Source organism: Micromonospora violae (genome assembly GCF_004217135.1).
GTDB classification, from domain to species: Bacteria; Actinomycetota; Actinomycetes; order Mycobacteriales; family Micromonosporaceae; genus Micromonospora; species Micromonospora violae.
In genome coordinates this window covers 1,788,059-1,808,484 of sequence record NZ_SHKK01000001.1, presented here as the reverse complement: position 1 = coordinate 1,808,484, position 20,426 = coordinate 1,788,059, and the positions used below count along the sequence as shown (strand labels likewise).

The 20,426-nt window shown below is 72.9% G+C and carries 18 protein-coding genes and 1 riboswitch; of the genes, 7 read left to right on the top strand and 11 right to left on the bottom strand.

Annotated features, from left to right (window positions below; all coding sequences use genetic code 11):
• Positions 1-72 precede the first annotated feature (72 nt).
• The 4 genes from EV382_RS08110 to pdhA form a co-directional block, all read right to left on the bottom strand.
• Positions 73-1,764: a right-handed parallel beta-helix repeat-containing protein gene (locus EV382_RS08110; protein WP_208758338.1), complete on the bottom strand. Its 1,692-nt coding sequence runs from the start codon at positions 1,762-1,764 to the stop codon at positions 73-75.
• A 155-nt stretch (positions 1,765-1,919) separates the two neighbouring features.
• Positions 1,920-3,299 (bottom strand): dihydrolipoamide acetyltransferase family protein, encoded by a 1,380-nt coding sequence (locus tag EV382_RS08105; RefSeq protein WP_130408585.1) that lies wholly within the window; start codon positions 3,297-3,299, stop codon positions 1,920-1,922.
• On the bottom strand, positions 3,284-4,288 hold the full coding sequence (locus EV382_RS08100; RefSeq protein WP_208758578.1) for an alpha-ketoacid dehydrogenase subunit beta: 1,005 nt from the start codon (positions 4,286-4,288) through the stop codon (positions 3,284-3,286). Before EV382_RS08100 ends, EV382_RS08105 begins: the two co-directional genes overlap by 16 nt.
• On the bottom strand, positions 4,285-5,484 hold the full coding sequence (pdhA, locus tag EV382_RS08095; protein ID WP_425271979.1) for a pyruvate dehydrogenase (acetyl-transferring) E1 component subunit alpha: 1,200 nt from the start codon (positions 5,482-5,484) through the stop codon (positions 4,285-4,287). The genes EV382_RS08100 and pdhA overlap by 4 nt, the downstream gene beginning before the upstream one ends.
• Before the next feature lie 73 nt (positions 5,485-5,557).
• On the opposite strand from pdhA, the gene EV382_RS08090 reads away from it, so the two are divergent.
• Positions 5,558-6,064, top strand: a complete 507-nt coding sequence (locus EV382_RS08090; protein ID WP_425271875.1) for an Lrp/AsnC family transcriptional regulator — start codon at positions 5,558-5,560, stop codon at positions 6,062-6,064.
• Positions 6,065-6,074: 10 nt separating this feature from the next.
• Here EV382_RS08090 and EV382_RS08085 read toward each other — a convergent pair whose 3' ends face one another.
• Positions 6,075-7,097 (bottom strand): DNA polymerase domain-containing protein, encoded by a 1,023-nt coding sequence (locus EV382_RS08085; RefSeq protein ID WP_208758577.1) that lies wholly within the window; start codon positions 7,095-7,097, stop codon positions 6,075-6,077.
• Between the two features lie 57 nt (positions 7,098-7,154).
• Here EV382_RS08085 and EV382_RS08080 point away from each other — a divergent pair, with 57 nt between their 5' ends.
• From EV382_RS08080 to EV382_RS08070, 3 genes are all read left to right on the top strand, one after another.
• A complete protein-coding gene (locus EV382_RS08080; protein ID WP_130400960.1) occupies positions 7,155-7,886 on the top strand; it encodes a histidine phosphatase family protein in 732 nt (243 codons plus the stop codon).
• Positions 7,870-8,739, top strand: coding sequence for an NAD(P)H-hydrate dehydratase (locus tag EV382_RS08075; RefSeq protein ID WP_130400959.1), 870 nt, complete (start codon positions 7,870-7,872; stop codon positions 8,737-8,739). The genes EV382_RS08080 and EV382_RS08075 overlap by 17 nt, the downstream gene beginning before the upstream one ends.
• A gap of 124 nt (positions 8,740-8,863) precedes the next feature.
• Positions 8,864-8,953, top strand: a riboswitch (ZMP/ZTP riboswitch).
• 19 nt (positions 8,954-8,972) lie between these two features.
• Entirely contained in the window at positions 8,973-10,409 is a 1,437-nt protein-coding gene (locus tag EV382_RS08070) for a glycine hydroxymethyltransferase (protein ID WP_130400958.1), read from the top strand.
• A gap of 163 nt (positions 10,410-10,572) precedes the next feature.
• Here EV382_RS08070 and EV382_RS08065 read toward each other — a convergent pair whose 3' ends face one another.
• The 6 genes from EV382_RS08065 to EV382_RS08040 form a co-directional block, all read right to left on the bottom strand.
• A complete protein-coding gene (locus tag EV382_RS08065; RefSeq protein ID WP_130408581.1) occupies positions 10,573-10,833 on the bottom strand; it encodes a hypothetical protein in 261 nt (86 codons plus the stop codon).
• 67 nt (positions 10,834-10,900) lie between these two features.
• Complete coding sequence (locus EV382_RS08060) at positions 10,901-12,229, bottom strand: aminotransferase-like domain-containing protein (protein WP_130400957.1); 1,329 nt, start codon at positions 12,227-12,229, stop codon at positions 10,901-10,903.
• Positions 12,226-13,335: an alpha-hydroxy acid oxidase gene (locus EV382_RS08055; protein ID WP_130400956.1), complete on the bottom strand. Its 1,110-nt coding sequence runs from the start codon at positions 13,333-13,335 to the stop codon at positions 12,226-12,228. The genes EV382_RS08060 and EV382_RS08055 overlap by 4 nt, the downstream gene beginning before the upstream one ends.
• On the bottom strand, positions 13,328-14,314 hold the full coding sequence (locus EV382_RS08050; RefSeq protein WP_130400955.1) for an alpha/beta hydrolase: 987 nt from the start codon (positions 14,312-14,314) through the stop codon (positions 13,328-13,330). The genes EV382_RS08055 and EV382_RS08050 overlap by 8 nt, the downstream gene beginning before the upstream one ends.
• Positions 14,315-14,321: 7 nt before the next feature.
• Positions 14,322-15,533: a cytochrome P450 gene (locus tag EV382_RS08045; RefSeq protein WP_130400954.1), complete on the bottom strand. Its 1,212-nt coding sequence runs from the start codon at positions 15,531-15,533 to the stop codon at positions 14,322-14,324.
• A 67-nt stretch (positions 15,534-15,600) separates the two neighbouring features.
• Positions 15,601-16,884: an SGNH/GDSL hydrolase family protein gene (locus tag EV382_RS08040; protein WP_165435914.1), complete on the bottom strand. Its 1,284-nt coding sequence runs from the start codon at positions 16,882-16,884 to the stop codon at positions 15,601-15,603.
• A 312-nt stretch (positions 16,885-17,196) separates the two neighbouring features.
• Between EV382_RS08040 and EV382_RS08035 the strand changes: the two genes are divergently transcribed.
• From EV382_RS08035 to EV382_RS08025, 3 genes are read left to right on the top strand one after another with little or no spacing between them, the layout of a single operon-like run.
• The gene (locus EV382_RS08035; RefSeq protein ID WP_130400952.1) at positions 17,197-18,756 is read left to right on the top strand and encodes an AMP-binding protein; all 1,560 of its coding nucleotides are present in this window, start codon (positions 17,197-17,199) and stop codon (positions 18,754-18,756) included.
• Positions 18,753-19,976: an MFS transporter gene (locus tag EV382_RS08030; RefSeq protein ID WP_130400951.1), complete on the top strand. Its 1,224-nt coding sequence runs from the start codon at positions 18,753-18,755 to the stop codon at positions 19,974-19,976. The genes EV382_RS08035 and EV382_RS08030 overlap by 4 nt, the downstream gene beginning before the upstream one ends.
• A 17-nt stretch (positions 19,977-19,993) precedes the next feature.
• On the top strand, positions 19,994-20,392 hold the full coding sequence (locus tag EV382_RS08025; protein WP_130400950.1) for an MmcQ/YjbR family DNA-binding protein: 399 nt from the start codon (positions 19,994-19,996) through the stop codon (positions 20,390-20,392).
• Positions 20,393-20,426: the final 34 nt, after the last annotated feature.

Sequence of the window (20,426 nt, the reverse complement as noted above, 5' to 3'; positions counted from 1 at the left end):
AGGACAGCGGCGGCGGCCGGATCACTCCGGTCGCCGCCGCACGTCGTCGCGGGTCGAGCCCGCCCCGGCCGGTCAGGTCCAGTCGCTGTCCAGGTGGTTGTCGCGCCACCGTCCACCCACCGGCGGGGTGTCCAGGCGCATCCCTGCCTCGGCGTTGCCGGCCAGGTCGTTGTCCTCGACCCGGCAGTCCACACAGCTGCCACGCCCGGTGATCCACAGCCCGTGCGTCTGGGTCTGGGGGTGGTCGTCGTGGTTGTCCCAGATCCGGTTGCCCCGAATCGTGGCCGAGTCGAACGGCGCGTTGATGGTGATACCGGCTCGCAGGTGGGGTGCGGCGGCCAGTTCGTACGCGCTTCCCGGCGCTGGCACGTCCCCGCTCCACGCGGTGAACGCGTCGGGGCGGACCTGGGCGAGGGTCAGTTCGTCGCCGGTGTTGGCGGCCACCATGGCAACGGTCTTCCCGACCCGCAGGAGCTTGCCCCGGTGCCCGTCGTGCGGCCAGTTGGCCGACCGGTCCACCAGGCACCGTTTGCTGTAGCGGACGGCGTCGCCCGCACCCGTGGTGCCCTCGCCGTACTGCCGCCCGTTGTTGCGGATCCGGTTGTTGAGCAGCACCGCGTCGGTCATCTGGTGGTCGATCCGAATCGCGTCCAGCCCGTTGCCCCGCAACTCGTTGCTCTCGATCACCACGTCCCGGATCGAGCCCCGGTAGCCGCGGCCGAAGTCGTGCGCGTGGTAGCCGTGCCGCCCGTTGCCGCTGATCCGGTTGCCCCGGATGGTGTACGGGCCGGGGCTGTTGCCGATGCGGACCCCGTCGCGCAGGTTGCCGTCGATGACACAGTCGGTGAGCAGTCCGCCGCGACCGGCCACGGACGAGGTGCCCTGCGCCGACACGTCGAACCCGGTCTCCAGGTTGCCGGTCATCGTGCAGGCGGAGACGATGAGGCCGTCGGCGCCCCAGTCGGAGATGCCGAAGCGGTTGCCCTGACTGTGGCAGCCGATGATGCGGTAGCCGCTCGGCGGTGTCCAGTAGTCCTTCTGCAACTCCAGGAAGATGCCGTTGGTGCCATTGGCCAGGGCGGTGCAGTTGGCGATGGTCAGCCGCTCGATCGCTCCCCAGCCGCCGATGCCGATGCCGATGCCCGCGCCGCCCATCTGCTCGCCGTTGTCCAGTCGACCGCAGCCGACGACCACCACGCCGTCGATCAGTGAGTCCTGGAGGAAGTCGCAGCCGAGCCCGGTGGCGGCGGTGTGGTGGATGTAGAGGTTGCGGAAGACGCCCCGCACCACGTACTGGAGGCCGAGGCCCTTGGCCAGGTAGTTGTACTCGGCCATGGCGACGCCGGAGCCGTCGATCTGGAAGTCGGAGAAGGTGCAGTCGGCGATGTGCCGGTCCCGGTCGGCGCCGTGCTGCACGGTGGTCCAGAAGGCCAACGGGGTCGGGTCGGCCCGGTTGCCCTCGTTGCTGAGCATGAACCGGGTGGCCGCCGGGCCGGCCCCGATCAGCGACACGCCGCTGCGCCACACCGTGCCCGCGTCCCGAATCGAGTAGATGCCCGGTGGGCAGTAGATGACCCGGGCTCGCCCGTCCGAGGCGTACCCGGCGCCGAGGCGGTCCACGAGGTCGGCCAGCGCCGGTTGGTCGTTGGTCGAGCCGTCACCGGTCAGCCCGTACTCCAGCGCGTCGCAGTACAGCGGCGCGCCGGCCGACGCGGGTTGTCGTACCCGGATCGAGTTCAGTAGCTGCTCGTTCGCGACGGCCACCGGCCGGCTCCCTTCGACGCGTTTCGGTGCGCTCCGGCGGGGCCGACTTCCCGGTCTGGCCGCCGGGAAACCCCGGCCGATCACACCGCGGGGGAACCCCGGGCGTGCGCGGGCCCCGGCGCCGCACGGGGCAGCGCCGGGGCCGGGGGTACGCGTCAGACGGCGGCGATCAGCAGAGCGGGGCGCTCCACGCAGTCGGCGACGTGCCGCAGGAAGCCACCGGCCACCCCGCCGTCGCAGACCCGGTGGTCGAAGGTGAGGCTGAGCTGCGTCACCTTGCGGACGGCGAGTTGCCCGTCGACCACCCACGGCTTGTCCACGATCCGACCGATGCCGAGCAGCGCCGCCTCGGGGTGGTTGATGATCGGCGTGGAGCCGTCGACGCCGAACACCCCGTAGTTGTTCAGCGTGAAGGTGCCGCCGGTCAGCCGGGCCGGGGGCAGGCTGCCGGCTCGCGCGGCGGCGGTGGTCGCCGCCAGTTCGGCGGCCAGCTCGGCGGTGGTGAGCCGGTGCGCGTCGCGCAGCACCGGCACCAGCAGACCCCGGTCGGTCTGCGCGGCGATGCCGAGGTGCACCCCCGCGGACTGGACGATGCGCTGCGCCTCGGTGTCGACCCGGGCGTTGAGCTGCGGGAACCGGCGCAGCCCGCTGAGGCAGATCCGGGCCAGCAGGGCCAGGATGCTCACCGGCGCGTCGGGTGTCGCCGCGTTGATCGCGGCACGGGTCTCCAGCAGCCCGGTGGCGTCCACGTCGACCCAGATGGTCACCTCCGGGATCTCCCGCCGGCTGCGGGAGAGCTTGTCGGCGATCACCTTGCGCACGCCGGTGAGCGGGACGACGACGTCGCCGTCCCCGGCGGGGGCCGACGCGACCTGCGGGTCCGGCACGGCGGTGAGCCGGACGGCCGGCACGGTCAGCGCGGCCTCGACGTCGGCGCGGCGGATCACGCCACCGGGACCGGTGCCGCTCAGCGTGGTGAGGTCCACGCCGTGGTCACGGGCCAGCCGCCGGACGATCGGCGAGATGACCAGGGCGGCCGGTGACCGCGCCGGATCAGCGGCCACGGTGCCCACGCCCGGGGCGGTGTGGCCGGCCGGGGCCGTGTCGGCCCGGGCGGCGTCCACCGGTTCCGGGGCGAGCGCCAGCCGGGGTCGACGCCGACGGCGGGTGGTGCTGCCGTGGCCGGTGCCGTACCCGATCAGCACGTTGCCGGAGCCGGCCCGCTCCTCCTCGCGGTAGGTGGCGTGCCCGGCGGGCTCGTCACCCCCGTCCAGCGGCGCGATGGTGATCAACGGCTGGCCGACCGGGCGTACCTCGCCGGCCGCGCCGTGCAGGGCGACCACCCGGCCGGCGTACGGGCAGGGCACGTCGACGACGGCCTTGGCGGTCTCCACCTCGACCACACTCTGGTCGACCGTGACCACGTCACCCACCGCGACCCGCCACTCGACGATCTCGGCTTCGCTCAGCCCTTCGCCCAGGTCGGGCAGGAGGAAGACCTGCGTCCGGTCGACGGTGGTCATGCCGCCGCCCAACGCGCGTCCGGCTGGTCGTCCCACTGCAGGCGGGCCACCGCGTCGAGCACCCGGTCCACGCCGGGCAGGTGGGTGTGCTCCAGCATCGGCGCCGGGTACGGGATGTCCAGCCCGGCGACCCGCAGCACCGGGGCGTGCAGCGCGTGGAAGCAGCGCTCCTGCACCCGGGCGGCGATCTCCGCGCCGACGCCCGCGAAACCGGGCGCTTCCTGGATCACCACGCACCGGCCGGTCCGGCGGACCGAGGCGGCGATGGTGGCGTCGTCGAACGGCACGATCGTGCGTACGTCGACGACCTCCAGGTCCCACCCTTCCTCCCGGGCTGCCTCGGCGGCCTCCAGCGCGACCGGCACCGCCGGCCCGTACGCCACCAGGGTGGCGTCGCGTCCGGGGCGGCGCACGACGGCCCGGCCGAACGGCTCGGTGCGGGCCGGCAGGTCCGCGTCGGCGCTGGCGAAGTAGAGCTTCTTGGGCTCCATGAAGACCACCGGGTCGGGATCGTCGATCGCCTCGCGCAGCAGCGAGTACGCGTCGTCGACGGTCGCCGGGGTGACCACCTTGAGCCCGGGGGTGTGCGCGTAGTACGCCTCGGACGAGTCGCAGTGGTGCTCGACCCCGCCGATCCCGCCCGCGTACGGAACCCGGATGACGATCGGCACGCTCAGCGCGCCCCGGGTGCGGTTGCGCAGCTTCGCCACGTGCGAGGCGATCTGCTCGAACGCCGGGTACGCGAACGCGTCGAACTGCATCTCGACCACCGGGCGCAGGCCGGACATGGCCAGGCCGACGGCGAAACCGACGATGCCGGCCTCGGCGAGGGGGGTGTCGAAGCAGCGGTTCTCGCCGAAGCGGGCCTGGAGGCCGTCGGTGATCCGGAAGACGCCGCCGAGCGCGCCGACGTCCTCACCGAAGACGACGACCCGGTCGTCGGCGGCGAGCGCGTCGGCGAGCGCGGTGTTGAGCGCCTTCGCCATGGTGGTGGCCATCAGGCGTCACCTTCCTCGGCGCGGGCGGCGGCCAGTTCGGCGCGGACCTGCTCACGCTGTTCGATCAACTGCGGGGTGGGTTCGGCGTAGACGTGGTCGAAGAGGCTCAACGGGTCGACCGTGGGCTGCTCGTTCATCCGGGTCCGCAGGTCCGCCGCGTACGTCTCGGCCTGCTCGGCGATCTCGGCGACCGACGCGTCGTCGAGCACACCGCGGGCGCGCAGGTAGGTCTCCAGCCGGGTGATCGGGTCCCGGTCCCGCCAGGCGTCGACCTCGGCGCCGTCGCGGTAGCGACTGGCGTCGTCGGCGTTGGTGTGCGGTTCCATCCGGTAGGTGTGCGCCTCGACCAGGAACGGGCCCTTGCCGGCCCGGGCGTGGGCGACCGCGCGGGTGAGCACGGCGAGCACCGCGACCGGGTCGTTGCCGTCGACCTGCTCGCTGGGTACGCCGTAGCCGACGCCCTTGTAGGCCAGCGACGGCGCGGCGGTCTGGCGCGACAGCGGGACGCTGATCGCGTACCGGTTGTTCTGCACGAAGTAGACCACCGGCGCCTTGAACACGGCGGCGAAGTTGATCCCCTCGTGGAAGTCGCCCTCGCTGGTGGCGCCGTCACCGATGAAGGCCAGCGCCACGGTGTCGCGCCCCTGGTACGCCTCGCCGTGGGCCAGCCCGGCGGCGTGCACGCACTGGGTCGCGAGGGGGGTGCACTGGGGTGCGGTGCGTACCTCGGCCGGGTCGTAGCCGCAGTGCCAGTCACCGCGCAGCAGGGTGAGCACCTCGACCGGGTCGATGCCCCGGGCAACCAGCGCCACCGACTCGCGGTAGGTGGGGAAGACCCAGTCGGTGTCACGGACCGCGAGGACGGCGCCGACCTGGCACGCCTCCTGCCCACGCGAGGACGGGTAGACGGCGAGGCGGCCCTGCTTGGTCAGGGCGGTCGCCTGGGTGTCGAAGCGGCGGCCGAGCACCATCCGGCGGTACATCTCGCGCAGCGTCTCGGCGGGCGGTTCGGGGTAGTCGGCGCGGACCGGCAGCGGCGTGCCGTTCTCGGCGAGCAGGCGGACCGGGTCGGCGTCCGGCAGCAACGAACGCGCCGGGTCGGGCGGGGTGGCCGCTCGACGGGTGCGCGGGGATGCCCTGCGGACCGCCTGGGGAGTGGTCGTCACGGCGGAACCTCCTGGGACGTGTGGTGGGCCTATGCTTCCGCCTGATGGATGATTGACTCAAGATCGACACGGAAGGCGGGACGATTGGCATGCGGAGGACCCGTCAGTGAGCCAGGAGACCGCCGACGAGGCAGGCCGGGGCGCGGGATCGGGACGATCGGCCCGAGCGCTGGACGAGGTGGACCGGCGGATCCTCGACGAGCTGGTCCGCGACGGTCGGACGTCGGTGCGCACCCTCGCCGAGCGGATCCACATCTCCCGCACCAACGCGTACGCCCGGGTGGAGCGCTTGCTGCGCAACGGGGTGATCACCGGGTTCCGGGCCCAGGTGGCGCCCGAGGCGGCCGGGCTGGGCACGTCGGCGTACATCGCCCTGACCATCGAGCAGAACACCTGGCGGGAGGTGTCGGCCGAGCTGGCCCGGGTGCGCTACATCGAACACGCGGCCCTGCTCGGCGGTGACCACGACGTGCTCGCGCTGGTGCGCGCGCCGGACAACGCCGCGCTGCGCGACGTGGTGCTGGGCCGGGTGCAGAGCATTCCCGGGGTGCTGTCCACCCGCACCTGGCTGGTCTTCGAGGAGTTCGACGGGGCCGGCAGCCCCTGGGCGTGACCGCCGGGGCTCAGCGCTCCGGCGGGGCCTCCAGCCCGTCGCGGTCGGCCAACTCCAGCAGGGGTTGCAGCGAGTGCCGGTCGCCGTCCAGGCCGGCGTGCGGGTCACCGCGCTCGGCGAACCGGGCCGGCATGCTGAGCACGTCGAAGTCCTCCGGCCGGACCTGGTCCAACTCCGACCAGTCCAGCGGCGCGGAGACCAGCGCCGCCGGTGTCGGCCGGATCGAGTACGCCGAGGTCACCGTGTGGTCCCGGGCCATCTGGTTGTAGTCGACGAAGACCGGCCGGTCCCGCTGTTCGCGCCACCAGGTGGTGGTGACCAGGTCCGGTAGCCGACGCTGCATCTCCCGGCCCAGCGCGAGCACCGCCCGACGGCACTCCCCGAAGCTCCACCGCGGCTCGATCGACAGGTAGACGTGCAGACCCCGGCCGCCGGTGGTCTTCGGGTAGCCGGTCATGCCCAGCTCGGCGAGGAACGCCCGCACCTCGTGCGCCACCGGCACCACCTGCTCGAAACCGACCCCGGGCATCGGATCCAGGTCGATGCGCAGCTGGTCGGGGCGTTCCACGTCGGCGGCCGTGACCGGCCACGGGTGGAACCGCAGGGTGCCCAGGTTCGCCGCCCAGATCACCACGGCCAACTCGCTCGGCGCGACCTCGTCGGCGGTACGGCCACTGGGGAAGGTGATGTGCGCGGTCCGCACCCAGTCGGGCGCGCCCGCCGGCAGCCGCTTCTGGTAGAACGCGTCGCCCCGGTTGGTCTGCCGGGTGGCGATCGTCGCGCCCTCGAAGACACCGCGGGGCCAGCGTTCCAGCATGGTCGGCCGATCCCGCAGCGCGCGCAGGATGCCGTCACCCACCGCCAGGAAGTAGCGGACCACATCCAGCTTGGTCAGCCCACGCTCGGGGAAGTACGGCTTGTCGGGGCTGGAGACGCGGACCAGCCGCTCCCCCACCTGGATCTCCTCCACCGCCGTGGCCACGCCACCGAGGGTACGACGCCAGGGCGGGCGGGACGCCGACCGAGCGGACATCGGCATGGCGACCACCGGACACGGTTACCGACGGCGGCGCCCGGGTAGGGGGGCCGCATGGCGGAACTGGCAACCCTCTGGATCGTCCGGCACGGTGAGAGCACGGCGAACGTCGCGGCGACGCACGCCGAGGCGTCGGGGGCGGAGCTGATCGATCTGACGCACCGTGACGCCGACGTGCCGCTCTCCGCCACCGGCGAGGGTCAGGCTCGGGCGACCGGCCGGTGGCTGGCTGAGCTGCCGGACGCCACGCGCCCCGAGGTGGCGGTGGTGTCGCCGTACCTGCGGGCGGTGCAGACCGCGCGGCTGGCGCTGGCCGGCACCGACATCCCCGTGCACCGCGATGAGCGGCTGCGCGACCGGGAGCTGGGCATCCTCGACGGGTTGACCGGGCACGGGGTGCGGCGGCGCTACCCGGATGAAGCCGAGCGTCGGGCCCGGTTGGGCAAGTTCTACTACCGGCCGCCGGGCGGGGAGTCGTGGACGGACGTGGCGTTGCGGCTGCGGACGCTGCTCGGTGACCTGCGCCGTGACCACGAAGGCTGCCGGGTGCTGCTCTTCGGCCACGACGCGCTGGTCTTCCTCCTGCGCTACCTGGTCGAGGGGTTGACCGAGGATGAGCTGATGGCGCTCACCCGCCACGACGTGATCGCCAACTGCTCGATCACCCAGTGGTCGGCGGACGCCGAGAACCGACTGGCGCTCACCGCCTTCAACGACGTCGAGCACCTCCATCAGCAGGGTGCCCAGCCGACCAGGGAGGACGAGATCCATGCCGAGCCGGTCTGAGGTGAAGGTGATCACGCCCGGGTTGCTGCGGGACTGGGCGCTGCCGGTGCCGGTCGGTGGGAAGGAGAGCCGGGGCACCGTACTGGTGGTCGGTGGTTCCCGCTTCACGCCGGGCGCGGTGCTGCTCGCCGGGGTGGCCGCGTTGCGCGCCGGCGCCGGGGTGCTCCAACTCGCCGCCGCCGAGTCCACCGCCGCGACGCTGAGCATCCAGGTGCCCGAGGCGCTGGTGGTCGGTCTGCCCGAGACCGCCGACGGCGCGGTGGCCGCCGACCGCGACGGACAGCTCGGCGACCTGGTCGCGCAGGCCGATGTGGTGGCGCTCGGCCCCGGCCTGAAGGCGATCGACGAGACCAACCACCTGCTGGGCCTGGTCCTGGAGGCGGCCCGCCCGGACACCTCGCTGGTGCTCGACGCGTACGCCCTCGGTGCGCTCAGCCACGCACCGGACCTGCTGGTCGGCTCGGGTCGGCCCGTGGTGCTCACCCCCAACGTCACCGAGGCCGGCCACCTGCTCGGACGGGACCCGGGCGACGACCTGGACGCCGAGGCGGCCGAGGTGGCCGCCCGGTACGAGGCGGTCGTGTCGCTGTACGGGCACGTGGCCGCCCCGGACGGGCGGGGTTGGCGGGAGGAGAGCGGCGACGCCGGTCTGGGCACCTCCGGCAGCGGGGACGTGCTCGCCGGACTGCTGGCCGGGCTGCTGTCGCGGGGTGCCGACCCGGCACAGGCGGCCTGCTGGGGCTCGTTCGCGCACGCGGTGAGCGGTCAACGGCTGATCCCCCGCTACGGCCGGATCGGGTTCCTCGCTCGGGAGTTGCTCGACGAGATCCCCCGCACACTCGCCATGGTCTGAGGCGGACGGCCTGAGGCGCCCGCGTACACCGAAGGGCCCGGCACCCACGCCGGGCCTTTCGTCGAACCTCGGCGGAGCTCCGCTGGAGGGCGACCCGAACGGCCGGGCCCGGCCCGGTAGGATCGGCGCGGGCCGTTACTGGCGCGTGGGGATGGAGAACCATCGGGGAGCGGCCTCGTCACGTGGACGTTTGCCGAGCGCCTGGGCCTTCCCGCACGTCTGTTGGAGGTCGCATGTCCCGCAACGCCGAGTCCACCGCATTCCGGAGCGCCCTTGAGGTGATCCGGGCTGTCGAGCCGCGGGTCGCCGACGCCATCGGCGCCGAGCTGACCGACCAGCGAGAGTCGCTCAAGCTGATCGCCAGCGAGAACTACGCCTCCCCGGCGACCCTGCTGGCCATGGGCAACTGGTTCAGCGACAAGTACGCCGAGGGCACCGTCGGTCGCCGCTTCTACGCCGGCTGCCAGAACGTCGACACCGTCGAGGCGCTCGCCGCCGAGCACGCCCGGGAGCTGTTCGGGGCCGCACACGCGTACGTCCAGCCCCACTCCGGCATCGACGCCAACCTGGTCGCCTTCTGGGCGGTGCTGGCCGACCGGGTGGAGTCCCCCGCCCTGAAGAAGGCCCAGGTCCGCCAGGTCAACGACCTCACCGAGGCCGACTGGTTCGCGCTGCGCCGCGAGCTGGGCAACCAGCGGATGCTCGGCATGTCGCTGGACGCCGGCGGTCACCTCACCCACGGCTTCCGGCCGAACATCTCCGGCAAGATGTTCGACCAGCGCAGCTACGGCACCGACCCGGCGACCGGCCTGATCGACTACGACCGGGTGGCCGAGGTCGCCCGCGAGTTCAAGCCGCTGATCCTGGTGGGCGGCTACTCGGCGTACCCCCGGAAGGTGAACTTCCGGATCCTGCGCGAGATCGCCGACTCGGTCGGCGCCACCTTCATGGTCGACATGGCCCACTTCGCGGGCCTGGTGGCCGGCAAGGTGTTCACCGGCGACTTCGACCCGGTGCCGCACGCGCACATCGTCACGACCACCACGCACAAGTCGTTGCGCGGCCCGCGCGGCGGCATGGTGCTCTGCCAGCCGGAGCTGGCCGACCAGGTGGACCGGGGCTGCCCGATGGTGCTCGGCGGGCCGCTGCCGCACGTGATGGCCGCCAAGGCGGTCGCGCTCGCCGAGGCCCGCCGGCCCGACTTCGCCGACTACGCCCAGCGGATCGTGGACAACGCGCAGGCGCTCGCCGAGGGGCTGCTGCGCCGGGGGGCGAAGCTGGTCACCGGCGGCACCGACAACCACCTGGTGCTCATCGACGTGTCCGGTTACGGGCTCACCGGCCGGCAGGCCGAGCAGGCCCTGCTCGACTCGGGCATCGTCACCAACCGCAACTCGGTCCCACAGGACCCGAACGGCGCCTGGTACACCTCGGGCATCCGCATCGGCACCCCGGCGCTGACCACCCGGGGCCTCGGCACCGCCGAGATGGACCAGACCGCCGAGCTGATCCACACCGTGCTGACCCAGACCACCGCGGGCGTCAACGCCGACGGCACCCCGTCGAAGGCGAAGTACACCCTGGACGCGGGCCTGGCCGACAAGGTCGCCCGGCAGGCCACCGACCTGCTCGCCACGCACCCGCTCTACCCCTCGGTCGACCTGGGCTAGCCCTCGCCCCCGCCCCCGCGCGCCCCCGCCCCCGCTCCCGTCGATCATGGAGTTGTGGTGCCCGATCCGGGCTGGTGTGCGACTTTCGTCCACCACCACAACTCCATGATCGACGCGGGCACGGGGCGGGCAGGGGGCGGGCTAGGGGGGCGGGGCGGGGGGCTCAGGCCAGGGGGCGCTTGAGGTGGTAGCGGTGGACTTCGGTGCTGCCTTGGACGTTGTTGACGTCCTCGGCGGCGGAGACCAGCTCCCACCCCTCCCGGCCCACGCGGTTGAGATGCGCGATGGCGGTATCGCCGTAGGCGGTGATGTCCTTGCGCGACCCGTCCGGCGCGTACCAGACGAACGAGACATGGAAATTGCGGCCCTGTCCCTGATAGCGACGGACGAGCAGGGCGTACTCCCAGGCAACCATGCGGCCTATTATGACCGTCCACCCAGGACGGCGGCACGCGGGTCGTCGCGCATTGCCATCCGATGAACGCGGTGTGTCAACCTGCCCGGCGGGCCGTCTCATCGGTGATCAGCGCCGCGAGGCGATTCAGCCCGACGTCGATCTGGTCCGGGGTCACCGCGCTGACCGACAACCGCAACGCGTGGACCGGGGCGGTGTCGTCGTAGAAGTGTGCCATCGGCGTCCACAGCACCCCGTGGTCGCGCGCCGAACGGTCCAGCAACGCGTCGTCGACCGGGAACGGCACGGTCACCACCACGAAGAACCCGCCCGCCGGCACCGTCCAGCGCACCGCCGCCGCGCCGTCCGCCCCGGGCGGGAAACGCCGGGCCAGGCCGGCCACCAGGTGGCGCAGATTCCGGGTGTACGCGGACCGCTCCCGGGTGTTCGCGGCCACCAGGCTGCATCCGTGCTCCAGCAGCCGGCCACCGATCACCGCCTGGGCGATCGGTGACGTGTTCACCGTGACCATGCTCTTGATCATGGCGAGCTGGTCGGCGAGCGGGGCGACCCGCCCGCCCGGCCCGGCCACCCGCTGGTCGGCGACGACATACCCGACCCGCGCGCCGGGGAGCACCGTCTTGGCGAACGAGCCGAGATAGACGACCCGCCGCCCGGTGTCCAACGCCTTCAGGGTGGGCGGGCGCGGCCCGTCGTCGCTGTGGAACAGGCCGTACGGGTTGTCCTCCAGCAGCAGCAGGTCCTCCTGGGCGGCCAGCTCCAGCAGCCGCTGTCGATGGTCGGTGTCGATGCTGACCCCGGAGGGGTTGGCGAAGTCCGGCATCAGGTAGCAGGCACGTGGCCGCAGCCCCGCCGCCCGCGCCCGGCGCACCTGAGCGGTCAGGTCGGCCAGATCGACCCCGGACGACCCACCGGCGACCGGCCACACCGGCAGGTCCACCAGCCGGGCCGCCCCGGTCAGCCCGACGTACGTCGGGGCGACCGCGAGCAGCACATCCGTCGGCCCGGCCCGCAAGGCCCGCAGCACCAGGAACATCGCCTCCTGACAGCCGACGGTCACCACGACGTCCTCCGGGTCGACGGTGATCCCCTCGTCGACCGCGAGGTTGCGGGCGATCAGGTGGTGCACGATGCCCTTGGTCCGGCCGTACTGCAACAGCAGCCGTCGGGCCTGCTCCGGTCGGTGCCCCAGGTCGTCGACGAGGTGCCGGTGGAAGGTGTCCAGGTGCCGGTGCACCGCCGCGAGGTCGAAGAACTCCTCGTACGGCCGGCCGGCCGCCAGCGATACCGCCGTCGGGTAGCGCTCGGACACCTCGTTGAGGAAGTTCATCGAGGTCAGCGCCGGGTCGCCCAGCGCGGGGTGCAGGTCGGCGACGGTCAGGTCGACCGGTTCGGTGGCGGTCACTTGTCACCCACCCCGAGCGTGCGCAGTTCGCCGGCCGCCGCCAGATCGGCGCAGCCGGCCAGGGTGAGCGCGTCGGTCAGCTCGGCGACGAGCACCGTCAACGCGTCCCGGGCGGCCGACTCGCCGCCGACAGCGAGGGCCCAGAGCAGCGGCCGGCCGACCAGCACCGCGGCCGCGCCCAACGCCAGCGCCCGCAGCACGTCCGTGCCGCTGCGGACACCGCTGTCCAGCAGCACCTGGCAGCCGTCCCCGACCGCGTCGACGACCTCCGGCAGCATGGTGACGCTCGGCGGGGCGCCGTCCAGTTGCCGGCCGCCGTGGTTGGAGACGACCACCGCGTCCGCGCCGACGCGTACCGCCTCGATCGCGTCGCGCGGGTCGAGCAGCCCCTTGACCACCAGCGGAAGGTCGACCTGCTGGCGCAACCAGGCCAGGTCCGCCCAGCGCAGTGCCGGCGCGAACGACGCGGCGGTGTGCGCGGCGATCGCGGACTCCCCGGGCGAACCGGAGTGTGCCAGCGCGTCGCGGCCCTCGGGGAGGTTCGCGGCGACCACCTCGGGCGGCAGCCGGAACGCGTTGCGCAGGTCCCGGGGACGTCGGCCGAGCACCGGAACGTCGACGGTGACCACCAGCGCCCGAGCGCCGGCGGCCACGACCCGGTCCAGCAGGTCGCGGACGAGAGCCCGGTCGCGTAGCCAGTACAGCTGGAACCAGACGTCCGCGCCCGCCTCGGTGACCTCTTCGATGGGTGTGCTGCTCAGCGTGCTCGCCAGGTACGGGATCCCGGCCGCACCGGCCGCCGCCGCCAGCCCCACCTCCCCGTCCGGGTGCACCAGTCGCTGGTACGCCATCGGCGCCACCCCGACCGGCATGGCGTACCGGCGGCCGAGCAGGTCGGCGCTGAGGTCGACCGTGTCCACCCCCCGCAGCACCCGGGGCAGCACCGCGACCCGGTCCAGCGCGTGGCGGTTCGCGGCGAGGGTCACCTCGGATGCGCTGCCGCCGGCCAGGTAGTCCCACACGTCCGGCGGCAGCACGGCCCGGGCCCGCGCGGCGTAGTCGCCGAGCGACACGGCCGGCAGTTCGGCCGGCACCCGGTCACCCATCGTCGCGCCCCACGCCCGTCGCGACGGCTGGGTCGTCCGCCTCGGTCGGCCGGGGCGGCAGCCCGAAGCGCTCGCGGAGGAACGCCGCTGCGCTCGCCTGCGCCCGCCGCCCGTCGGTGAAGGTTCCCGGCATGGCGAAGAACCCGTGGATCATGCCCGGATAGTGCGCCAGCCGGGTGGCGACCCCAGCGTCGCGCAGCCGCTCGGCGTACCGCTGCCCCTCGGCGCAGAGGGGGTCCAGTTCGGCGGTGATCACCAGCGCCGGCGGCAGCCCGGACAGGTCGTCGGCGAGCAGCGGCGAGGCCAGTGGGTCCCGGGCGTGCGCCGGGTCGGCCAGGTAGTGCGTCCGGTACCAGGCGACCGAACGGCGGTTGAACAACGCCGGGTCGTCGTCGCCGGCCGGTTCGCCGCTCTGGTCGGTGTTCGGGTAGACCAGCAGCTGCGCGGCGAGCGGCGGCCCGCCCGTACGGCTGAGCAGGGTGACCGCGGCGGCCAGGTTCCCGCCGGCGCTGTCCCCACCCACCGCCAGCCGGGTCGCGTCCACGCTCAGCCGATCGGCGTTCCGGGCGATCCACGAGGTGGCGGCGTGGCAGTCGTGCACCGCAGCCGGAAAGGGGTGCTCCGGGGCGAGGCGGTAGCCGACGGTGATCACCTGGCAGGGCACGGCGTTCGCCAGGCGTCGGCAGATGCCGTCGGCGGTGTCGATGCTGCCGAGCGTCCAACCGCCGCCGAAGAAGTACAGCAGGGTGGGCAGTGGACCCGACCCGGCCGGCCGGTACACCCGCAGCGGCAGCTCCCCGCCGGGGCCGGGGATCCGCTCGTCGCGTACCTCGGTGACCGGCTCGACCACGCCGCTGCCGGCGCGGATCGCGGCCAGGTCCGCGGCGCGCGCCTCGACGAGGGTCTGCGTGTACAGCGGCGGGGTGCCGGCCGCGGCCCGGGCCGCCCGGTACGCCGCCACCTCCGGATGCAGGGCCATGTCGCTCCTATCCACCGGCGCTGACCAGCAGTTTGTCGATGCCGCGCAGGAACAGGCTGCCGCTGTACGTCGGTGTCTCGGTGACCGTCAGCGCGGGGAACCGGGCGAACAGTCGGGGCAGCGCGAGCCGACCCTCCAACCGCGACACCGCCGCGCCGAGGCAGAAGTGCAGGCCCACCCCGAAGGCCAGCGACGGTGGGCCGGGACGGGTCGGGTCGAAGGTGTCCGGGGCGGGGAAGCGGGCCGGGTCCCGGTTCGCCGCCCCGATCATGATCAGCACGTTGTCGTCCTTGGCGACCGGCACGCCGTCCAGCACGGTGTCGGTCGGCGCGGCGCGGGCCAGGAAGTGCACCGGGCTCGCCAATCGCAGCACCTCGTCGACGCAGCCCTGCGCCAGCGTGGCGTCGGTGGGCAGCGCGGCGACGGTCTCCGGGTGGGCCAGCAGCAGCGGCAGCCCGTTGCTGAACATGTAGACGGTGGTGACGAAGCTGGCGTTGAACAGCACGATCAGGTTGCTGATCAGCTCCTCCTCAGTCAGCTCCACCTCCCCCGAGTCGAGCGCCTCGACCAACCCGCTGAGCAGGTCGTCCCCGGGCACCCGGCGACGGTGCCCGATCAGCTCACGGTAGAAGACCCGCAGATCCTGCGCGGCGGTGTTCGCCGCGGCCAGCCGCTGCGGGGTCTTCCCCGCCACGTCCAGGAACTCGTCGATCCACTCCACCCGCTCGCGGTACCACGGCAGCTCGGCGGCGGGGATTCCGATGAACTCGGCCATCACCAGGGCCGGGATCGGGTACGCGAAGTCGGCCACGAAATCGACCACGCCCTGCCCGGCGTCCGCCATCCGGTCCAGCAGCTCGTCGACCACCCGCAGGATCACCGGTTCCAGCGCGCCGAGCCGGCGCGGCGTGAAGGTGCGGGAGAAGACGTGCCGCATCCGGGTGTGATCGGGCGGGTTGATGAACATCATCGAGGTCTGGAAGGTCCGCAGGATCTCCTGCTCCTCCCAGCCCGGTGGCGGCTGCTTCGTCCACTCTGGATCGCGCAGCAACCCGTCGATCAGGTCGTAGCCGACCGCGACCGCGGCCACCGTACGGTGCTCGGCGCGCGCCGGCACCGCGCTGATCGGCCCGAGCCGGTGCAGCGCGGCGTACCACGGGTACGGATCCTGTCTGCCCTCTTCGCTGTACAGACCGGTGAGTAACTCCCCTACCTCCACGACGAAACTCCTCCCCAGGATGTCGATGGTCGGGGCGGCGGGGATCACCCGCCGCCCCCGACCGGTGTCACAGATCGAGCAGCCGCAGCGGTACGGCGTTGGCCAGTGCCTGGTTACCGGCGTCGTTCGGGTGGATGTGGTCCCCCGAGTCGTACGCGGGCAGCAGTTGGCTGGGTCGGGCCGGGTCGCGCAGCACCCGGTCGAAGTCGAGCAGCCCGTCGAACTCCCGACTGGCGCGCAGGTACGCGTTCACCGCCTGGCGGGTGGCCTCCTTCTGCGGCGTCCAGACGCCCGGCGCACCGTGCCCCTCGTACGGCGTCAGTGTGGCCACCAGGCTGGTCAGCCCGCGCTGCTGGAGCTGCTGGTTGATCTGCCGCAGGGTGGCGATGATCGCCTCGGGTGTGTCGTTCGACATCCAGATGTCGTTGATGCCCAGGTGGGTGACGACGGTACGCACCCCTGTCTGACCGAAGACGTCCTCGTTGAGCCGGGCCGCCGCGTTCGGGCCGAGCTGGTAGTAGCCCGGGTAGTCGCCGTCGCCCGGCTCGGTGCCCTCGTGGTTGAGCCGGTTGCCGGCCAGGCTCAGGTTGAGCACACCTGGGGTGTGCTTGTCCGGCCGGTCGGCGAGCAGCCGGTCGGAGAGCAGGTCGGGCCAGCGCCGGTTGGCGTTGACGGTGCTGCCGTTGCCGTCACCCATGGAGTCGCTGAGCACGACCAGCGCGCCCGGGCTGCCCTTGCGCTGCACGTCGACGCCGGAGAGGAAGAACCAGCAGCAGGTGGGACGGGTGGTGAACCCGGTGCCCTCGGCCGCCCCGGTCAGATCCCCCGCGCCGATGAAGTTGGCCTGCTGGGACTGCCCGTGGAACGTGGTCGGGCCGGTCGGCGTCGGGAAGTGCAGGGTGAGCACCAGGTCGCTGTCGTCCGCGACCGGGAACGCCAACGGGTCGCTGAGCAGTTCGGCACCCTGGTTCATGGTCGCCGTGGTGGCGCCGGTGAAGGTCAGCGGGCGTACCGACGACGCGTCGATGTCGGAGAGGTCGTCGGGGGTCGCGGTGTTCGGCCGGGCGACGGTGGCCCGACCGACCGTGACCGCCTGCTCGCCGTACAGGTTGCTCAGGCGGACCCGCAGCGCCGGACCGCCCACCGAGACGTGCACGATCATCCGGACGCTCTGGTTGTTGAGGCCGGTGTTGGTCAGTCCGACCGAGTTGCCCCGGGTGACCGCGGTGGCCCAGGTGCCCGCCCATTCGGCGCGATCGGGTCGGCCGGCGGCGGGGCCGGCGCCGGACGGGCCGGCGCTGGCGACGACGGCGGGTGTGCCGGCGACCAACAGCGCGGCCGTGGCGGCGATGACAGGCCATCTCTTCGGGGTTGCCGTTGCCATGGAACCTCCATCGTGTGCAGCCCAGGGCCGTCCGCTGACGGCGCCCGCCTGGACGATGGTCCAGAAACCTAGCCGTCGCCACAGACGGGCGTCAATCGACCTGATCGACGTGATCAAATGTCCGGCGGGCCGTTCGGACCGCCCGTCGGCACGGTTCCGACCAGTCGTTTCCGGCCTAGGCTTCCAGGCGGCGGCGGTGCGGTCGCCCAAGCGCGCCACCGTCGCGTCGTCACCGGGAGCTGCCCGGGGACCGCCGCTTGCTCAGATGGGGGCTGCCGGATGACTGACGGACCCGGGTACACCACGACCTACGTGGACAGGGTGTTGGATCTCTTCGCCGAGTTCGGCGACCGGGAGGCGTTGGTCGGCGGCGGTCGGCGACTCACCTACACCGAGGCCGCCGCTCGCATCCGGGCGATGGCCGCGACACTGATCCGGCACGGCGTACGGCCCGGGTCGGCGGTGCTGGTGACCGTCGCGAACGCGGTGGAGGGTCCACTGCTCCAACTCGCCCTGCATCTGCTGGGCTGCCGGACGATGTGGGTCGCCCCGGTGACCGCCCGCCGGGAGGTCGACGAGTTCATCCGGTTGGCCCGCCCGGACGCCCTGGTCTACGACGCCCGCGACCCGGCCAGCCTCGGCCCGGAGCTGGCCGCCGCGCTGCCCGGCACACCGGTGTGCTGTCTGGGCGCGGGCGGCGCCGGCCCCGACCTCACCGCCGACGCCGACGTGACGGACCTGCCGGCGTCCGTGCCGGCGCCCGAGTCGTTCCTGCAGACCAGCGGCACCACCGGAGCCCCCAAGCTGGTGCACCACCGGGAGAGCTTCTACGCCCAGATCCTCACCCTGGCCGCCGACTTCCGCGCCGCCGGGTTCCCGCTGCTGCGGCACCTGTCGCACTCACCGATGTGGTTGGCCAGCGGGCAGATCACCACGCTGTTCAACCTGCTCACCGGTGGGGTGTTGTTCCTGCGCGACGACTGGGACCCGGTGGCCTTCGTGGACACCGTGCAGCGGGAGCGGATCAACTCGACCTTCGTCACCCCGCCGATGCTCTACGAGGTGTTGGATCACCCGGCGCTGGTCGGCGCGGACTTCTCCGCCATGTTCATGTTCAACGTGGGCGCCGGGCCCGCCGCGCCCGCCCGGCTGCGCCAGGCCATCGCGCGCTTCGGCCCGGTGCTGCGCATCGTGTACGGCCTCAGCGAGGCGGTCGTGATCACGGCGCTGCCCGGGCTGACCGACGATCCGGAGCACCCGGAGCGGCTGCGCTCCTGCGGGCGGCCCTACGGCGACGTGCGCATCGAGATCCGCGACGACGACGGCGGCGTGCTGCCGACGGGCCGCGACGGCGAGGTGTGGGTGCAGACCAGGCTGAGCTTCGCCGGCTACCACGGTCAGCCGGAGCTGACCGCGCAGACGCTCGTCGACGGTTGGGTACGGACCCGCGACATCGGCCACCTCGACGAGGACGGCTACCTCTACCTGGTCGACCGGGCGCACGACATGATCGTCACGCATCGGCGGAACTGGGCCATCTTCTGCCGTCCCATCGAGGACGTGCTGACCGGGCACCCGCAGGTACGCGCCGCCGCCGTGATCGGCGTGCCGGACGACACGGTCGGCGAGGTGCCGTACGCGTACGTGGTGCTCGGGCCGGACGCGACGGTCACCGCGCCGGAGCTGATCGACCTGGTGACCACCGAACTCAACGAGATGTGGGCGCCGGCCGCTGTGGAGTTCGTCGACCGGCTGCCGGTGAACCGGTCGATGAAGGTGGACAAGCGGGCGTTACGCGCGCAGCACGCGGCCCACCGGGCGGCGGCGGTCGGGGCGTGACCCCCCGCCGGCAACTGGTCGTCCTGGTCAGCGCCGACCTGATCTCCAACCTGGGCACCCGCATCTCGGTGGTGACCATCCCGTGGCTGGTGCTGGTCACCACCGGCAGCCCCACCAAGATGGGCCTGGTCGCGTTCGCCGAGACCCTGCCCTACCTGCTGTCCAGCGCGTTGGGCACACCATGGGCGGACCGGATCGGTCTGCGCCGTACCTCGATCCTCTGCGACGCGGGCAGTGCCGTGGCCATGGTCGTCGTCGCGCTGACCCCGTGGTTGGGCTTCGCCCCGCTGGTGGCGTTGGTCGCGGTGGCCGGCGCGCTGCGCGGCATCGGGGACCGGGTGAAGCACGTGATGTTCCGCCCGGTCGCCGAGGCGGCCGGGGTGCCGCTGATCCGGCTGACCTCCGCGTACGACGGGTTGAGCCGGGTGGTCACCCTGTTCGGCGCCGCCGTGGGCGGTCTGCTGATCGCCGTGTTCGGGGTGACCGAGGCGATCCTCATCGACGCGGCCAGCTTCGGTGTCTGCGCGCTGCTCATCGGCGTCCTGGTCCGCCCGCCGGCCGCCCCGGCGCAACCCGCCCCGCAAGAGAGTTACCTGCGCGCCCTGCGAGGTGGCTTCAGCTACCTGTTCAGCGACCGGCCGCTGCTCGGCATGCTCGCCGTCATCTCGGCACTGAACATGGTGGCCAACGCCAGCGTGGCCGTCTACATCCCGGTCTGGGTCGCCCGGGAACTGCACGGGCCGAGCGGCCTCGGCCTGGTGCTGGCGGCGTTCTCGGCGGGCGCGCTGCTGGGCAACCTGGTGTTCACCGCGCTCGGGCCCCGGCTGCCCCGCCGGTTGACGTTCCTGGTCGGCGCGCTGGTCGCCGGGACGCCCCGACTGGTGGCGCTGGCGATCAGCGACGATCTGCCGGTGGTGCTCGTGGTGACGTTCCTGTCCGGAATCGGTATCGCGGCGGTCAACCCGCTGCTCGGGGTGGCGCTCTACGAACGGGTGCCGCCGGAGTTGCAGACCCGGGTGCTCGGCATCGCCGGCTCGGTGGCCTTCGTCGGGTTGCCGGTCGGCGCGCTGCTCGGCGGCTGGTCGGTGGACGCGCTAGGGCTCACCCCGGCCCTGCTGACCATGGCGGCCGCGTGCCTGGTGGTCACCGCGTACCCGCTGCTGAACCGGGCCTCCGGCCCGGAAACCCCGGCGCGGCCCACCCCCGCCGCCACCCGGTGAACCCGTACGGTGTCGGCATGGCCAGTTGGGACGACGTCCGTCGGATCGCGCTCGCGCTGCCCGAGGCCACCGAGCGGGCCTCGTACGATGGGCTGCCGGCCTGGCGGGTGCGCGACAAACCATTCGTCTGGGAGCGACCGCTGCGGCGGCCCGATCTCGACGCGCTCGGGGCCGCCGCACCTGACGGCCCGCTGCTCGGCGTACGAGTGGCCGACCTCGGCGTCAAGGAGGCCCTGCTCGCCGACGACCCGTCGATCTACCTCACCACCCCGCACTTCGACGGCTACCCGGCGGTGCTGGTCAGACTCGACCGGATCGGCCCGTCCGAGCTGATCGAGGTCATCACCGACGCGTGGTACGCGCGGGCCCCGAAGCGGCTCGCCGCCGCCCACCGCGAGTCGGCCGGGCCCGGGTGAGCTGCTGCTCCTCCCCTGGGAGCGGGCCGGCCGG